The organism is Aquabacterium sp. (assembly GCF_034003525.1).
In the GTDB taxonomy this organism is placed as follows: domain Bacteria; phylum Pseudomonadota; class Gammaproteobacteria; order Burkholderiales; family Burkholderiaceae_C; genus Aquabacterium.
In genome coordinates, this window is the sequence record NZ_JAVEYN010000025.1 from 11879 (window position 1) to 26642 (window position 14764).

General features: G+C 65.1%; 13 protein-coding genes. 4 read left to right on the forward strand and 9 right to left on the reverse strand.

The genetic code is table 11. The features are described 5' to 3' along the window. Nucleotides 1-148 precede the first annotated feature (148 nt). From RBT42_RS13450 to RBT42_RS13465, 4 genes are read left to right on the forward strand one after another with little or no spacing between them, the layout of a single operon-like run. On the forward strand, nucleotides 149-1966 hold the full coding sequence (locus RBT42_RS13450) for a methyl-accepting chemotaxis protein (RefSeq protein ID WP_320365966.1): 1818 nt from the start codon (nucleotides 149-151) through the stop codon (nucleotides 1964-1966). Further along, nucleotides 1966-3318: a DASS family sodium-coupled anion symporter gene (locus RBT42_RS13455; RefSeq protein WP_320365968.1), complete on the forward strand. Its 1353-nt coding sequence runs from the start codon at nucleotides 1966-1968 to the stop codon at nucleotides 3316-3318. The genes RBT42_RS13450 and RBT42_RS13455 overlap by 1 nt, the downstream gene beginning before the upstream one ends. Further along, on the forward strand, nucleotides 3315-4907 hold the full coding sequence (locus RBT42_RS13460) for a sensor domain-containing diguanylate cyclase (protein ID WP_320365970.1): 1593 nt from the start codon (nucleotides 3315-3317) through the stop codon (nucleotides 4905-4907). Before RBT42_RS13455 ends, RBT42_RS13460 begins: the two co-directional genes overlap by 4 nt. A 30-nt stretch (nucleotides 4908-4937) precedes the next feature. Further along, complete coding sequence (locus tag RBT42_RS13465) at nucleotides 4938-5579, forward strand: Clp protease ClpP (protein WP_320365973.1); 642 nt, start codon at nucleotides 4938-4940, stop codon at nucleotides 5577-5579. A gap of 10 nt (nucleotides 5580-5589) precedes the next feature. On the opposite strand, the gene RBT42_RS13470 is transcribed toward RBT42_RS13465, so the two are convergent. The 9 genes from RBT42_RS13470 to flgG form a co-directional block, all read right to left on the reverse strand. Then, nucleotides 5590-6042 (reverse strand): hypothetical protein, encoded by a 453-nt coding sequence (locus RBT42_RS13470; RefSeq protein WP_320365975.1) that lies wholly within the window; start codon nucleotides 6040-6042, stop codon nucleotides 5590-5592. Nucleotides 6043-6155: 113 nt separating this feature from the next. Next, nucleotides 6156-7187: a serine/threonine protein kinase gene (locus RBT42_RS13475; RefSeq protein WP_320365976.1), complete on the reverse strand. Its 1032-nt coding sequence runs from the start codon at nucleotides 7185-7187 to the stop codon at nucleotides 6156-6158. A gap of 25 nt (nucleotides 7188-7212) precedes the next feature. Next, nucleotides 7213-8421, reverse strand: coding sequence for an EAL and HDOD domain-containing protein (locus RBT42_RS13480; RefSeq protein WP_320365978.1), 1209 nt, complete (start codon nucleotides 8419-8421; stop codon nucleotides 7213-7215). Nucleotides 8422-8447: 26 nt separating this feature from the next. Then, nucleotides 8448-9386, reverse strand: coding sequence for a flagellar hook-associated protein FlgL (flgL, locus tag RBT42_RS13485; RefSeq protein WP_320365980.1), 939 nt, complete (start codon nucleotides 9384-9386; stop codon nucleotides 8448-8450). A gap of 11 nt (nucleotides 9387-9397) precedes the next feature. After that, entirely contained in the window at nucleotides 9398-11083 is a 1686-nt protein-coding gene (flgK, locus tag RBT42_RS13490; RefSeq protein WP_320365982.1) for a flagellar hook-associated protein FlgK, read from the reverse strand. A gap of 19 nt (nucleotides 11084-11102) precedes the next feature. Next, nucleotides 11103-12092, reverse strand: coding sequence for a flagellar assembly peptidoglycan hydrolase FlgJ (gene flgJ, locus RBT42_RS13495; RefSeq protein WP_320365984.1), 990 nt, complete (start codon nucleotides 12090-12092; stop codon nucleotides 11103-11105). Beyond that, nucleotides 12092-13222 (reverse strand): flagellar basal body P-ring protein FlgI, encoded by a 1131-nt coding sequence (locus RBT42_RS13500; protein WP_320365986.1) that lies wholly within the window; start codon nucleotides 13220-13222, stop codon nucleotides 12092-12094. The genes flgJ and RBT42_RS13500 overlap by 1 nt, the downstream gene beginning before the upstream one ends. Before the next feature lie 41 nt (nucleotides 13223-13263). Continuing rightward, nucleotides 13264-13950: a flagellar basal body L-ring protein FlgH gene (locus tag RBT42_RS13505; protein WP_320365988.1), complete on the reverse strand. Its 687-nt coding sequence runs from the start codon at nucleotides 13948-13950 to the stop codon at nucleotides 13264-13266. Beyond that, nucleotides 13950-14732 (reverse strand): flagellar basal-body rod protein FlgG, encoded by a 783-nt coding sequence (gene flgG / locus RBT42_RS13510; RefSeq protein WP_320365990.1) that lies wholly within the window; start codon nucleotides 14730-14732, stop codon nucleotides 13950-13952. The genes RBT42_RS13505 and flgG overlap by 1 nt, the downstream gene beginning before the upstream one ends. Between the last annotated feature and the right edge of the window lie 32 nt (nucleotides 14733-14764).

The window sequence follows — 14764 nt, forward strand, 5'->3', positions numbered from 1 at the left end:
GCGCAAGCTGTGCACTTTCGCCACGTTGACCGACTGCGAGGTGCGATGTCTTGCACGACCTTGCACTATTTCCGCGTCCGTTCGCTCCACCGATTGGCCGTTCCGGTAAATTGAATCACTTGAGTTGAACGTAGAACGGAATCACAAGATGAAGCTGGACGACATTCGGGTGGCCCCCAAGCTCTGGGGCACCATCATGGGTTTGCTGATCGTGATGTTGGCGGTCGCCGCCTTCACCCAGAACCGAGCGAGCGTGGCCATGATCACGGCGCTGGAAGAGGTGGAGGCCAATGAGGCCGCCATCACCCGCGCCTTGCGCTGGCAGGGCTTGACCGAGGTGGTGATCGAGCGGACCACCGCCGCGATCAACGTGCCAGACGAGGCCGCCTACAAGCTCCTGGGCGAACGCTCGGCGGCCAATTCGGCGAACATCACCGAGATCCAGCAAGCTGTTCGTGAGAGCCTGGTCACTGACGCTGACAAGCAGGCCTACGAGAAGGTGGCGCAAGCTCGTGCCACAGCCGTGGCTTTGCTCAAGCAGGTTCCTGAGGTCAAGGCGACGGGTGACAGTGCTGCCATGCTGAAGTTCACCCAAGAGCAGTTCGGCCCGGCCGCCAGTCAGCTGTTGAGCGCGCTCAACGAATTCGTCAAGCTGCAGGAGAAGGACCGCGACGAGGCGGTCGAGGTCATGCACGCTGCGCGCCGCAAGGCCGCCATCATGGGCCTGATCGCCGCGGCCTTCTTGCTGGCGGTGGCCGTGAGCCTGACGCTGCTCCTGATCCGCTCCATCGTTCATCCCTTGCAGCAGACCATCGCCGTGGCCAAGTCCATCAGCGAGGGCGATCTGACGCAAAACCTGCACTCCCATCGTCACGACGAGTTCGGTGACCTGCTCAAGGCCTTCGTTCAGATGAGCGAGCGCCTGCGCAGCCTCGTCTCGGAGGTGCGCGCGGGGGTGGATTCCGTGTCGACCGCGTCGACCGAGATTGCCAATGGCAACCAGGACCTGTCTGCTCGCACCGAACAGACTGCAGCCAACCTGGAAGAGACCGCCGCCAGCATGGAGCAGTTGACCAGCAACGTGACCCAGTCGGCCGAGACAGCTCGCCAGGCCAACCAGCTCGCGCTGAACGCCACCCAGGCGGCTACGCGTGGTGGCGAGGTCATGGGCAATGTGGTCACCAGCATGCAGCACATCTCGGACAGCTCGCGCCGCATCTCCGACATCATCGGTGTCATCGACGGCATTGCCTTCCAGACCAACATCCTGGCCTTGAACGCGGCCGTGGAAGCCGCTCGCGCCGGTGAGCAAGGTCGTGGATTTGCGGTGGTGGCCAGCGAAGTGCGCAGTCTGGCGCACCGCAGCGCCGAAGCCGCCAAGGAGATCAAGACCCTGATCCAGCGCTCGGTCGAGAGTGTCGAGTCCGGCTCGCAACAGGTGACCGAAGCGGGCTCGGCCATGCAAGACATCGTGATGGGTGTGCAGCGTGTTGGTGATCTGATCGCCGAGATCTCGGCGGCCGCGAGCGAGCAGCAGCAGGGCATCAGCCAGGTCAATCAGGCCGTGGGCAACCTCGACCAGATGACGCAGCAGAACGCCGCCTTGGTGGAAGAGTCGGCTGCTGCCGCCAGCGCCCTGAGCGAGCAGGCCCGCAAGCTCGGCGAGGTGGTGTCGCTGTTCAAGGTCAATGGCGGCGTTGCCACGCCGGCCAACTCGGCGCTGTCGGCGCCCAAGCTCCACAAGCCTGCCGTACGCGCCTCGTCCGCGGTGCCGGCTGCGCCCGCCGTGCGCTCGGCGGCTGCGGCTTCGACGCCTGTGGCGGCGAAGGTCGATCCGGTTGCCGTGACGGCACCGCAGGCCAAGGCCCCGGCGAAACCGCAGGCCGCATCGGCCCCGGCTCCCGCACGTCCGGCTGCCGCCAAGGCAGCGGCTGTGGTGGACGATCAGGACTGGGAGACCTTCTGATGGACCGTGCCAGCGTGCGCTCAGCGGTCATCATGCTGGGGGCGCTGGCGGTATCAGCCGTGCTGTATGCGCGGCTGCCTTTTGAGGCCGAGGTTCGCAAGAGCCTTGGCCTCACTGTTTTCATCGGGGTGCTCTGGCTGACCGAGGCCTTGCCCCTGGCGGTGGTGGCCTTGCTGGTGCCCCTGGGCGCCTTGCTGCTGGGCTTTGATGGCTTGACCACGCAAAAGGCTCTGGCGCCGTTTGCCGACCCCATCGTGTTTCTGTTCCTGGGCGGTTTCGCGCTGGCGGCTGCCCTGCGGGTGCAGCAACTCGACCGCAAGATGGCGGTGGCCTTGCTGGCGCTGTCGCGCGGTCACCTGGGCGCGGCCGTGGGCCTGCTGTTTGCGGCCACCGCGCTCCTGTCCATGGGCATCAGCAACACGGCCACGGCGGCCATGATGTTGCCACTGACGATGGGTGTGTTGCGGGCCGTCGACCCGGAACGTGACCGCCGCACCCACACCTTCGTGTTGCTGGGTGTGGCCTACGCGGCCAGCCTGGGCGGGCTGGGCACCTTGGTGGGTTCGCCGCCCAATGCCCTGGCGGCCCGTGCGGCCGGGGTGGACTTCGCGGGCTGGTTGCGCATTGGCCTGCCCCTGGTCGGCGTCCTGATGCCACTGATGGTGCTGACGCTGTGGTTGGTGCTGCGGCCCCGGCTCCATCAGCGCATCCCCCTCGAAGCCGAGGTGATCCCCTGGACCCGAAGCCGCGTGCTCACCCTCATGGTGTTCGCCCTCACGGCCCTGGGCTGGACGCTCGGTGGCCCTCGTTTGCAGGCCCTGGGCATCCAGAGTCCCGACACCTTTTTCGCCCTCGCGGCCCTGGTGGCCGTGGTGTGGCTGGGGCTGGCCTCGTGGACGCAGTTGTCCGAGCAGACCGATTGGGGCGTGCTGATCCTGTTCGGTGGCGGGTTGGCGCTGGGTGAGTTGCTGGGTGCCTCCGGTGCCTCGCAGGTGCTGGGGACCCAGGTGGCGCAAGGCTTGGAAGGCAGCAACCCCGTCTGGATGCTGCTGGCGGTGTGTGCCTTCATGGTGCTGCTCAGCGAGTTCGCCAGCAACACGGCGGCCGCGGCCCTGCTGATCCCCGTTTTCGCCGCCATTGCAGCGCGCATGGGTCTGCCGCAGGACGTGCTGGTGATCGCCGTCGCGCTGGCCGCTTCCTGCGGTTTTGCCTTGCCGGTGGCCACGCCTCCCAACGCCCTGGTGTTCGGCACGGGTCGGGTGCCGCAGGCCGACATGCTGCGTGCAGGCGGCGCGCTCGATCTGGTGTGCATCGCGGTGGTGAGCGTGTGGGCCTGGAGCCAGCTTTCATGACCGGCATGCACGCCCCAACGCTTTTGCTGGTGGTGATCATCCTCAGCTTTGCTTGGGCCGTGGCTCTGGCCTGTGTGGCCTGGCCCCGCAAGAAGGACCTGCTGTGGTGCGCCCTGTCCATGGCCTTGCATGGCGTGGCGTATGTGTGCTTTGCCCAGACCGGCAAAGCCCCGCCTTTCCTGCCGGTGGTGCTGGGCAATGCGGCCTTGCTGGCTTCGCTGGCCGTGCTCGTCAAGATCTTCCTCGACCTCCGCGAGGTACAGGAGCGGCGTTGGTGGTGGTGGGCGCCCGTCGTGGCGCTGCCATTGATCTACGCCTTCCTGCAATCTCCGTCCCACCTGGCGCTGCGCGTGTCCATGGGTAGCGTGGTCTACGGTGGACTGTGCGTCTGCCTGGGGTGGCTGCTGTGGCGACCCCACCCAGCCCTGCCTGGCCGTGGCCGCTTCATCACGCTGAGCGGCGTGAGCCTGGTGTTGCTGATTTTCGCTTTGCGGCTCTACGGTGCGCTCAGTGCGCCTCACCCCGCCTTGTCGTTCGGTGACTCCAGCCTCGTGCAATCGCTCACCATCATGGCGGCCCTGGTGGGCATGTCCTTGCTGGTGCTGGGCGTGGTGCTGATGAGTGAAGAGCGGCTGGCGAAGGCCCTGTTCCTCAGCAACCACAACTACCGCCTGCTGGTGGAGAACGCCTGCGAGGGCATTGTGGTGGCACAGAGCGGGCGGGTGCAGTTTGCCAACCCGATGTTGCTGTCCTCGCTGGGCTACACCGCCGAGGATGTGCTGGGCCAGGACCTGCTGCTGTTCGTGCACGAAGATGACCGCGCCAAGGTGCTGGAGTCCTACCGCTTGCGTGTGCAGGGCCTGGCGCATGGCTTGAAGTACCCCTTGCGCGTGCTCACCCACGACCGCGGCCTGCGCTGGTTTGAGATCAGCGGCACGCAGTTTGAGTGGGAGGGGCGTCCGGCCACGCTCAACTTCCTCACCGACATCCAGGACCGAGTCGAGATGGAAAACCAGATCCGCTCCCTGGCCTATCACGACAGCCTGACGCAGCTGCCCAACCGGGTGCTGATGCGTGACCGGCTCAAGCAGGCGCTGGCCAGCCACAAGCGCGAGCCACGCTACGGTGCGCTGATGTTCCTGGACCTGGACCACTTCAAGCCTGTGAACGATGCCCACGGGCATGCGGCCGGCGACCTCGTGCTGATCCAGGTAGCGCAGCGCCTGCTGCGTTGCGTGCGCGAAACCGACACCGTGGCCCGCTTTGGGGGGGACGAGTTTGTCGTGATGCTGGCCGATCTGCACGAAGACCGGCCGACCTCGCTGGCTCAGGCACGCGGCGTGGCCGACAAGGTGTTGCTCACCTTGTCCGAGCCCTATCACCTGACCTTGCCTCAAGACGACGGCATTGTGCAGACGGTGACGCATGTGTGCGGCGCCAGCATTGGCCTGGTCTTGTTCCACAGCGAGACCGGCAGCGAAGACCGCTTGCTGCAGCAGGCGGATTCGGCCATGTACCGTGCCAAGGAGGCAGGCCGCCAGACCATTGTCCTGGTTGACCCACCGGTTGGGGAGCCGAACTGCGGATAATGGCCATTCCGTTCTATGGAGGATTGCACCTTGCCAGTTTCCACCCGACGTGAAGATGAAGATGACAGCAACGGCGACATCGTGCCGTTCCAGGGCCTGCTGCGCTACGAGCGTCAGGTGCCCGTGCGGCAGGTGTCGTATTACATCTGTGGTGAGCTGAAAGAGCCGCAGTACTACACCGAGCTGTTCTACACGCTGCGCACGGCCAGCGAAACCGATCTGATCTACCTGCACCTGAACTCGCCGGGCGGAGACTTCAACACGGGCCTGCAGATCATCAACAACATCGCGGCCTCCAGCGCCCGGGTGGTCACGATACTGGAGGCGCGCGCTTACTCGATGGCGGCACTGATCTTCCTGAGTGGTGACGAGCTGTTCGTGCATGACAACTGCCAGCTCATGTTCCACACCTATTCCGGCATCTTTGCGGGCAAGGGCAACGAGCAGCAGGCCGAGATCGCCGCGGTGGGTCGCTGGTTCGAGAAGGTCATGCGGCGCATCTGTACCCCCTTCCTGACCGACGACGAGGTGGACCGCATCCTCAAGGGCGCAGACTACTGGATTGATTCCGACGACATCAGTCGCCGCCTGTCGCGCAAGAGTGCCGCGGCGAAGACGCGCAGCAAGCCGGTCGCCCGCAAAACCAAGGTGACGGTCAGCGCCAAAGGCTGAACCCGCTGCATCACATCAGCAGAAGCCAGTCTTCAAACAGCACACCCTGGATCCGCTGGGGCAGGCCCTTTTGTGTCAGGTAGTCGTTGAGCGTGTACTCGATGTAGCCCCCCATCTCGGTCATGCTGCCCGGGGCGGCGAGGTCCTGGTAGGTCAACTCCGTGGTCAGGTTGGCGACCATGCTGCGAAAGGCCGGGGCGTAGGGGCCCAGTACTTGCTGGTCCTTGGGGTCCTTGAGCTGCAGGCCAAACTTGAAGGCCAGCACGCTGCCGTCGGACATCTTGGACTCGATCTTGTCGATGCTCAGGTAGATGGGGACGGGACGCACCACTTCATCCGGTGGCGAGGCGTACTTCTGCCAGCTCCAGGTGCCCAAAGCCAGCGTGGCGATCAAGGCGGCGCCACCCAGGATCAGGGTCCACACGCTGCGGTTGCTGTCGGATCGGGCAGTTGCCGCACTCATCCAGAAATCTCCTGTTGACTCAAGCGCTCACCTTACACCGGGCTCGCCGCCGCGCGTGTTGGGAGGATGGCGCGCCGCGGGACTATGTCACGGGCGCTGCCGGGGCGGTGGGCTCAGGACAGCCAGGCCGGTTGGTCGGTGGGGGCCTGCAGCAGCTCGATTTGCTGGTGCAGCAGATCGGTTTGCTGTTGCCAGTAGTTGCCGCTGCCAAACCAGGGGAAGGCGGCGGGGAAGGCCGGGTCGGCCCAACGGCGCGCCAGCCAGGCGCTGTGGTGCAGGATGCGCAATGTGCGCAGGGGCTCGATCAGGCGCAGCTCGCGCCAGTCAAACTCGGCCACGGTCTCGTAGCCGTCGAGCAGGGCGTCGAGCTGGCCGCGGCGGTCGGCTTCGTTGCCGCTCAGCAGCATCCAGAAATCCTGTACGGCCGGAGCCATGCAGGCGTCGTCCAGGTCCACGAAGTGCGGACCGTCCGGGGTCCACAGCACGTTGCCGGGGTGGCAGTCGCCGTGCACGCGGCGGTAACGCAGGTCGGGGATGCGGTCGAAGGCAGCCTGCGCCAGGTCGAGGGCATGGTCGGCTGCGCTCAGCCAGCGGGGCGCCTGGTCGGGCGGCAGGATGTCGTGCGACACCAGCCAGTCGCGGGCGCTGCGCCCGGTCTGGTCCACGTCCAGGCGCAGGCGGTGGACGAAGGCTTGTTCGGCACCGACGGTGTGCAGCCGGGCCAGAAAGCGCCCGAGCCAGCGCAGCACGTCCGGGTCTTCGAGTTCGGGGGCGCGGCCGCCTCGACGGGGGGCGACGGCCACGCGGTGTCCCCGGAAGGCGCCCAGGGTCGGGGGCGTGCCCAGCAGCTGCGCACCTTCGGTGCCAGTGTCCGTCAGGGTGAGCGGGGGCACCGCGGGCACCTCGGCGTCGGCCAGGGCCTGCGTGAACGTGTGCTCCTCCAGGATCTGCGCGTCGCTCCAGCGGCCGGGGCGGTAGAACTTGGCCACCACAAAGCGGCCATCGTCCAGGCCGACCTGGAAGACGCGGTTCTCGTAGGAGTTCAGCTGCAGCAGCCGCCCGTCCACGGCCTGACCGAAGGCCTCCAGGGTGTCGAGGACGAGGTCAGGCGTGAGGTCGGCGTAAGGGGTGTCAGCGGCGTGCATGCCGCATCTTAGGCGACGTGCGGGCTCAGTCCAGCTGGGCGGCGTTGTACATGGCCTTGAGGATGGCGCCGTTCAGGTCCGGGAAGGTCAGCAGCAGCTTGTCGGCCACGTCCTTGATGTCGTAGATGATGCCGGCCTCGATGGCCTGCACCAACTCGAAATAAGGCTCGTAGGGGCCGGACTGGTCGGCCAGGGCCTGGAAGACGCGCTCGGGCACCGGGATGGTCTTGAGCAGTTCGCTGAAGGGCTGGCGGAACATGCGGTCGAGCAGCGAGAACACGCCGCAGATGAACAGCTCGTTGCGCATCTCGTCGTCGCCGCTGATCTTGGCGAGCTCTTCCATCAGCAGGCCCCGGCGCACGGCGGCAAACATCACCGGGCGCATGTTCGGGTCCTTGCTGGCGGTGGCCAGCAGCAGGGCCAACCAGCGTTTGAGACGCTGGTAGCCCAGGATCATGATGGCGTGGCGGAAGGAGCTGATCTCGACCGACAGACCGAAGGCCGGCGAGTTGATGTAGCGCATCAGCTTGAAGGCCAGAGGCGGATCGCGCTTGAGGGTGTTTTCGAGGTCGTCGATGTCCTCGCCGCGGTGCAACTGGTCGATCAGTTGCACGATCACCTGCAGGGCGGGCTGGTCGGCGGGCTTGCTGGACTGGTCGATGACGTTGTCGATGGGCCAGCCGAGCACGGCCAGGGCGCCCTTGCGGAACGACAGCTCCATCTCTTCGATGCTGGTGATGCCGGCCTGCACGTGGCTGATGTTGCGCACCGTGCCTTCCGGGGCGGTGCTGGGCTGGTTGGGGTTGCCTTGCTGGATGCGGCGGTCATCGTTGTAATCGATGATGGAGTACTTGAAGCAGGGCAGGACCTCGCGCGGCAGCTCTTGCAGCGGGCGCCCCTTGAGCAGCAGGGTGTTGCCACGGTCGTGCAGGGCCAGCAGCGCGGGGCTGTTGACAGGGTCGAGGGCCATGAAAGCGGGCACCTCAATGAAGATGTGCGCAGGCACTTCGGCTTGCAACAGGTCTTGCAGCAGGCTTTCGCTTGCGACGTTCAGCCACAGGTGCTGCCCGCCTTCCGGCCAGGTGTCGGCCAGGGCCGCCAGCAGGGCCGAGGCGTCCAGCGCCGCCCCTTGGGTCAGCGGCATCACCGTCAGGCGCGTGGCGATGACGGTGCGGTTGCGGTCGATGACGGGGCTGTAGGCGAGGGCGGTCTGACCCAGTATGGGATGGTTCATGGAGGCAAAGCAGCGGGGAACTTGGTTCAGTTAATGTACTGGAACAGGGACATTTTCTGAATCGATGCGTAGCTCTGAAGTGCGGCTTCGTACCCGGTTTGCTTGTTTTGGAACTGGGAGATGGCGTCCACCATGTCCAAGTCCTCGGCGTTGGACTTTTCGGTCTGGGCGGCCAGCTTGCTGTCGGCCAGGCGGGACTCGATGCCGTCCATGCGGTTGAGCATTTCGCCCACTTCCGAGCGTGCAGACTGCACGTTGCCCAGGATCTTGTCGAGGTCGCCAAGGCCGTTGTTCACGGTGGTCTGTGCATCCGTACCGGTGATGCTGGGGTCGTTCAATCTCTCGACAGCAGTGGCCAGCGCATCGAACACATTGACGGGTGAGAGTGTGCCGTCTTGCTCGCGCCCGAACATCCAGATGCGCTGTCCGTCGAGGGTGAGGTTGACCTTCTCTGTGGACGCGGCTTCGATCTGTCCGGGCTGGCCTTGGAACACCACCGTGCTGGGAACGGTCGCCGAAGATTCAATAAACGGCACTTGGGTGGCCCCCTGTCCACCGAAGACGTAGCCGCCACCACCGTCCGGGCGATTGGCCACCGACAGGAGTTGTTTGCGGATTTCGGTCAGCTTGGCAGCCAGGGCCTGGCGGTCTGAGGATGAGTAGGCGCCGTTGCCGGCAGCGACGATGGTTTCCCGAGCACTTTGCATCAACTCCACCGCATCGCCGAGGACGGATTCCGCAATCGCCATGGCGTTCTTGCTGGCGTCCACGGCACGCTGGTCGGCATCGGTCCGCGCGATCGAGGCCAGGGCGCGTTCGGCGCGGGCGGCGGCGGTCGGGTCGTCGCTGGCGGCGTTGACGCGTTTGCCCGAAGTCAGTTGCATTTGGGCAGTGCTCAGATCCTGCTGACGCTGCTGCAGGTTGCTGATGGACTGCTCGTAACGGAAGGCAGTGGCGATGCGCATGGTTGGTGTCCTTAACGCGTGATGTTCAGCAGGGTGTCAAACACGGTCTGAGCGACCTGCAACACCTTGGCCGCAGCCTGGTAGCTTTGCTGGAACTGGATCAGTCGGGAGGCTTCTTCGTCGAGGTTGACCCCGGCGGTGCTGCTCAGGGTCTGGTTGGACGAATCCTCCAGGGTTTTGGAAAGACCGGCTGCGATGCGACCATCCTGCACCTTGACCCCCAGGTTACCGATCATCTCGGCGTAGGCGTCGGTCACCGTGGCGCCGCCCAGACCGGTGAACTGATGGTCGCGCAAGGCGAGCATGGCCAAGGCGTTGCCGTTGTTACCCGGGAGTGTGCTGGCGTTGATGGCCTGCATGGTCAGTGAGTCGCCGTCAGCCGGGGCACCACTGAGATTCAGGCTGAAAGGTGGGTTGAGGCTGCTGCCATCCAGGGGGGTGCCAGCGACCCAGGCACTCGAGGCCAGAGTGGTGCCGCCACCATCCACAATGTCGTAGCGGATGCCGCTGGCGGCGGTGGCATCTGCCACGAAGTTGATGGTCAGTGGCAAGGCCGTGGGGGGCGTTGCCGTTGACAAGGTCCCGGTCATGGTCACCCCGCCCACGCTGACCGTGCCCGTGTTGGCGGTGTTGGTGTGAGCAATCAGGGGCGATGCGGCAGCCAGATCCTTGGGGTTGCTCAGGTTGACCCTGAGTGTAGATGGTGAACCGGTGTTGCTGAAAATCGGGTCGCCGTAGGCACCGTCCGGCGTCTGGCCGTAGGAATGGATCTCGTTGACCTTGTTGGCAAACTCCGCAACGAAATTGTTCAACTCGGCACGTGTGTTGGTCAGGTCCTCGTCCTGGTAGCGCAACAGTCCTTGCAGGGCACCGCCGGTGATCTGGCCGGAGTCCAGCACACGACTCGTGCCATTGGTCACCAGGGCCACCCGTCCCTTGGTCGCGTCAGATGCGTCGCGCTCGACCTTCAGCGTCTGGGCGGTGTTGCTCAATACCAGCACCTGCCCGCCGCCCATGAACACGCTCAGGCTGCCATCGTCGGCTTCCACGGTGTTGACCTGCACCAGCTTGTTGAGGTCCTTGATGAGGTTGTCGCGTTGGTCCAGCAGGTCGTTGGCCGTGTGGCCGCTGCCGTTGTAGACCGCAATTTGCTGGTTGAGTCCGGCAATCTTCTGCGTCAGGCTGTTGACCTGGCTCACGCTGGTCTGCATGTCCATGATCACGCCGGCCTGCTGCTGATCGAGCTGTTTGGCGGCCGTGTTGACACGGTTGGCCCATTCCTGGGCGCGCGACAGCGTCACCTGTCGGGCTGACATGTCCTGCGGCTGGTTGGACACGTCCACGAAAGTGTTGAGAAACTGCGTGGCAGCATAGCCCAGGCCGTTCTGGCCGGTCGGGAGAATCTTTTCCAGCTGCTCCAGCTTGCCCAGGCGCGTCTGGTCAGCAGCCGAGGCGGCCGTGTTGACGTTGGCTTCCTTGATCAGGAATTCGTTGGTCGAGCGTGTGACGGTGGCGATGCGCACCCCGCGGCCAAAGAAGCCGGCGCCCGTGTACATGCCACCCTCGGTGGCCAACTCGACCTGCTGGCGCGAATAGCCCGGCGTGTTGACGTTGCTGATGTTGTGGGCAGTCGTGTCCAGCATGGCCTGGCTGGCGAACATCGCCCGCGTGCCAAGGGAGTAGATTCCGGATCCCATGCGTGTCTCCTCTCAGGTGTCAGGCCGAGCGCTGTTGCAGACGCAAGGCGGTGTTGATCACCTGGGTCAGCTTGTCGGCATACGCCGGATCGGTGGCATAGCCGCCGCGTTGCAGACCTTGGGCATAGCCACGCACAGAGTCAGTCTGAGCCATCGCCTGACTGTAGCGGGGGCTCTGGCTGAGCAGGCGGGCGTGATCCTTGAAGGCCTCTTCGTACGAGTCATACGCACGGAATTTGGCTGTGACCTTGCGTGCCACCCCACCGATGTACTCGGTGGTGGTGACCTCGGCCACCTTGCCCTTCCATCCGGATGTCGCCTTGATGCCGAACAGGTTATGGCTGTTGCTGCCGTCGTTGGCGCGGATCTCACGCTTGCCCCAGCCCGACTCCAGGGCGGCTTGCCCCAGGATGTTGGCCGACGGGATGCCCGTGGCGCGCTCGGCGGCATCGGCTGCGGCCTGATGTTTGCGCACAAAGCTTTCGGCCGGGTTGAGCTTGCGGTTGCCCTTGACATCAGCGGCGGTGGTTGCTGCCAGTGTCTCGGCAGGCAGGCGCGCCTCAATGGTGCGGTCCAGGGGTAGGCTGGCGGAGACGTGCTGGCCGTCGGTTCGGCTCAGACTCAAGGTCGGGCGGACGGGCAACTCGTTCAGGGTGGGGGCCGATGCCGCTCCGCCTTCTGGCGAGGCGACACCCATCTGACGCGACAACTGGCGCTCGATCAACGCGCTCAGGCCGCGTGGCAAGCCGGTCATCTGCGTGGCCAGCTGCGTGTCGAGCATGCTCTGGCCCATCTCGGTGCCGGAGTTGTCGAGCATGCCGATGTTCATGGTCGTGGCGCGCATGCTTTTCATGAGCTCCTGCATGAACAGGCCTTCCAGTTGGCGCGCGGTTTCCTTGATGGTGCTCTGGCTGGCTGCGTTCTGGCCGGATGCGGCCTTGAGCCGATCCAGCGAGCGCAGGTCCATGGTCAGGCCGCTGTTCTGGCCTGGCAGGGTGGGGCTGCTCATCAGATCACCTCCAGTTCCGCATTCAGGGCGCCAGCCACCTTCATGGCCTGCAAGATGGCCAGCAGGTCCTGCGGGTTGGCGCCCAGGGTGTTGAGCGCCTTCACCACGTCGGTCAAGCGGGTGCCCGCGGGCATCTGGATCAGGGCGCCGGGCTCCTGGTTGATCTGGATGTTGCTCTTCTCCGTGACCACGGTCTGGCCTTGCGACAGCGGGTTGGGCTGGCTGATGATGGGGGTGGAGCTGATGGTGACGGACAGGTTGCCGTGGGCCACCGCGCAGGGGCCGACCGTCACGGCCTGGTTCAGCACCACCGAGCCGGTGCGCGCATTGATGACCACCTTGGCGGCGGGCGTCGCGCGGTCGATGTTGAGATTCTCCAGATCGGCCATGAAGGCCACGCGCTGGCCCGGCTGCATCGGCAGGTTCACTGCCACGGTGCGGCCGCTGATGGCCTCGGCGGTGCCGGCGCCTTTGGCGCGGTTGATGGCATTGGCCACTTCGCGGGCCGTGTTGAAGTCATCGGCACGCAGGTCGTACTGGATCGTGCTGCCCTGCAGCCACGGTGTGGGCACGCTGCGCTCGACCGTGGCCCCTTCAGGGATGCGCCCGGCGCTCAGGTGGTTGACCTGCACCTTGGAGCCACCGGCAGAGGCTCCTGCACCGCCGACGACCACATTGCCTTGCGCCATGGCGTAGATCTGACCGTCCGCGCCCTTGAGTGGGGTGGCGATCAGGGTGCCGCCGCGCAGCGACTTGGCATTGCCCATGGATGACACGTTGATGTCGATCGCCTGACCCGGTTGTGCGAACGCTGGCAAAGAGGCCGTGACGAGGACGGCCGCCACGTTCTTGAGCTGCATGGCGGTGCCAGCGGGCAGGTTGATGCCCATCTGCTGCAGCATGGCCTGCACGCTCTGCGTGGTGAAGGGGGTCTGGGTGGTCTGGTCGCCGGTGCCATCCAGGCCCACGACCAGGCCGTAGCCGGTCAACTGGTTGGTGCGCACGCCCTGAACGGCGGCGATTTCCTTGAGCCGGACCGCCTGCGCTTCCAGCGGCCACCACAGGGCGGCCGAGGCGGCCAGACAGGCCAGGGCAATCAGCGGCTTGGTGCGGGTGGAGGTGGAAGTCATGGGCCGAATCCTTTAGGGGGTCGGCTCCATTTTGGAGAACTTTAGAACGGGACAACGCTCAAAAAGAACCGCGCAAGCCAGCCTATTCCCATCGCTTCCTGGCGTGCGCCGCGTCCGGTTTGCTCCACGCGGACGTTGGCCACCTGGGCGGAGCTCACGCTGTTGCCTGGCTGGATGGTCATCGGATCGACCTGGCCGGAAAAGCGCAGGATGTCCACGCTCTGGCCCACGCCAATCTGTTTTTCGCCGGCCACCAGCAGGTGCCCATTGGGCAGCACCTCGGTGACGGTGGTCGTGATGGTGCCGTTGAACAGATTGCTGGCTTCGCTGGAGCCAGTGCCGTCAAAGGTGTTGTTGCTGCTGCCACCGACCGCCAGCTTGCCCAGCACCGACGAGGTCTTGGGCAAGAACGGTAAGGCCGAAACCGAACCCGAGATCGAGCCGGATTTTTCGATGCTGCTGCTGCTTTCCTGCTTGGCCGTGATCGACTCGCGGATGACGATGGTGACGATGTCGCCCACCATCCGTGCGCGGTGCGTTTCGTACAGCGGCCGGTAGCCCGCGCTCTGGAAGATGGCGCCGGATTGTGCGGGCGCGTAGGTTTGCGGCAGCGGACGCGCCTGGACGGGCTCCGCGATGTCGACCTTGGGCGCCATGGCCATGCAGCCGGTGAGCAGCAGCACGCCGGCCAGAGCGGCCGCGTGCGACAGTCTGGACAGCGTACGCATCACAATTGCCCCAGCTTTTGCAGCATCTGATCCGAGGTCTGGATGGCCTTGGAGTTCAACTCGTAGGCACGCTGAGTCTGGATCATGGTGACCAGCTCCTGCACGACGTTGACGTTGGACGACTCCAGGAAGCCTTGCGACAGCGAGCCAAAGTTTTCGCTGTTGGGGCTGCCGGTTTGCGGCGTACCCGAGGCGGCAGTCTCGGCAAACAGGTTCTGTCCCTTGGGGTCCAGCCCGGCCGGATTGATGAAGGTCGCCAGCTGCAACTGCCCCAGTTGCTGGATCGCTGTCGAGCCTGGCTGGGTGATCGTGACCGTGCCGTCGTTGCCGATGGTCAGGTTCTTGGCATTGGCCGGCACGGTGATGCCCGGCTGCAGCACATAGCCGTTGTTGGTCACGATCTGGCCGTTCGAGTCCAGCTTGAACGAGCCATCGCGGGTGTAGCCCGTCGTACCGTCAGGCATGGTGATCTGGAAGAAGCCGTCGCCCTGGATCGCGATGTCCAGGCTGTTGGACGTCTGCTGCAGCGTGCCTTGCGTGAACTCACGCGAGGTGGCCACCGTGCGCACGCCCAAGCCCACTTGCAGCCCGGTGGGCAACTGGGTCTGTTCGGAGCTGTTCGCACCGCTTTGCCGCAGGGTCTGGTACATCAGATCCTCGAACTGCGCGTGCGACTGCTTGTAGCCCGTGGTCGAGCTGTTGGCCAGGTTGTGCGAGATGTGGTCCAGCTGAACCTGCTGGGCATCCATGCCCGACTTGGAAATCCACAGTGAACGCATCATGGCCGTTCTCCTTTGAAGTCAATACGCAATGC

Excerpts from the sequence above, each read along its gene's own strand:
- flgJ (WP_320365984.1), bottom strand. The coding sequence starts at position 12,092 with ATGAGCAGCCCCACCCTGCCAGGCCAGAACAGCGGCCTGACCATGGAC.
- RBT42_RS13480 (WP_320365978.1), bottom strand. The coding sequence starts at position 8,421 with ATGAACCATCCCATACTGGGTCAGACCGCCCTCGCCTACAGCCCCGTC.
- RBT42_RS13505 (WP_320365988.1), bottom strand. The coding sequence starts at position 13,950 with ATGCGTACGCTGTCCAGACTGTCGCACGCGGCCGCTCTGGCCGGCGTG.
- flgK (WP_320365982.1), bottom strand. The coding sequence starts at position 11,083 with ATGGGATCCGGAATCTACTCCCTTGGCACGCGGGCGATGTTCGCCAGC.
- RBT42_RS13500 (WP_320365986.1), bottom strand. The coding sequence starts at position 13,222 with ATGACTTCCACCTCCACCCGCACCAAGCCGCTGATTGCCCTGGCCTGT.
- flgG (WP_320365990.1), bottom strand. The coding sequence starts at position 14,732 with ATGATGCGTTCACTGTGGATTTCCAAGTCGGGCATGGATGCCCAGCAG.
- RBT42_RS13460 (WP_320365970.1), top strand. The coding sequence starts at position 3,315 with ATGACCGGCATGCACGCCCCAACGCTTTTGCTGGTGGTGATCATCCTC.
- RBT42_RS13450 (WP_320365966.1), top strand. The coding sequence starts at position 149 with ATGAAGCTGGACGACATTCGGGTGGCCCCCAAGCTCTGGGGCACCATC.
- flgL (WP_320365980.1), bottom strand. The coding sequence starts at position 9,386 with ATGCGCATCGCCACTGCCTTCCGTTACGAGCAGTCCATCAGCAACCTG.
- RBT42_RS13470 (WP_320365975.1), bottom strand. The coding sequence starts at position 6,042 with ATGAGTGCGGCAACTGCCCGATCCGACAGCAACCGCAGCGTGTGGACC.
- RBT42_RS13475 (WP_320365976.1), bottom strand. The coding sequence starts at position 7,187 with ATGCACGCCGCTGACACCCCTTACGCCGACCTCACGCCTGACCTCGTC.
- RBT42_RS13455 (WP_320365968.1), top strand. The coding sequence starts at position 1,966 with ATGGACCGTGCCAGCGTGCGCTCAGCGGTCATCATGCTGGGGGCGCTG.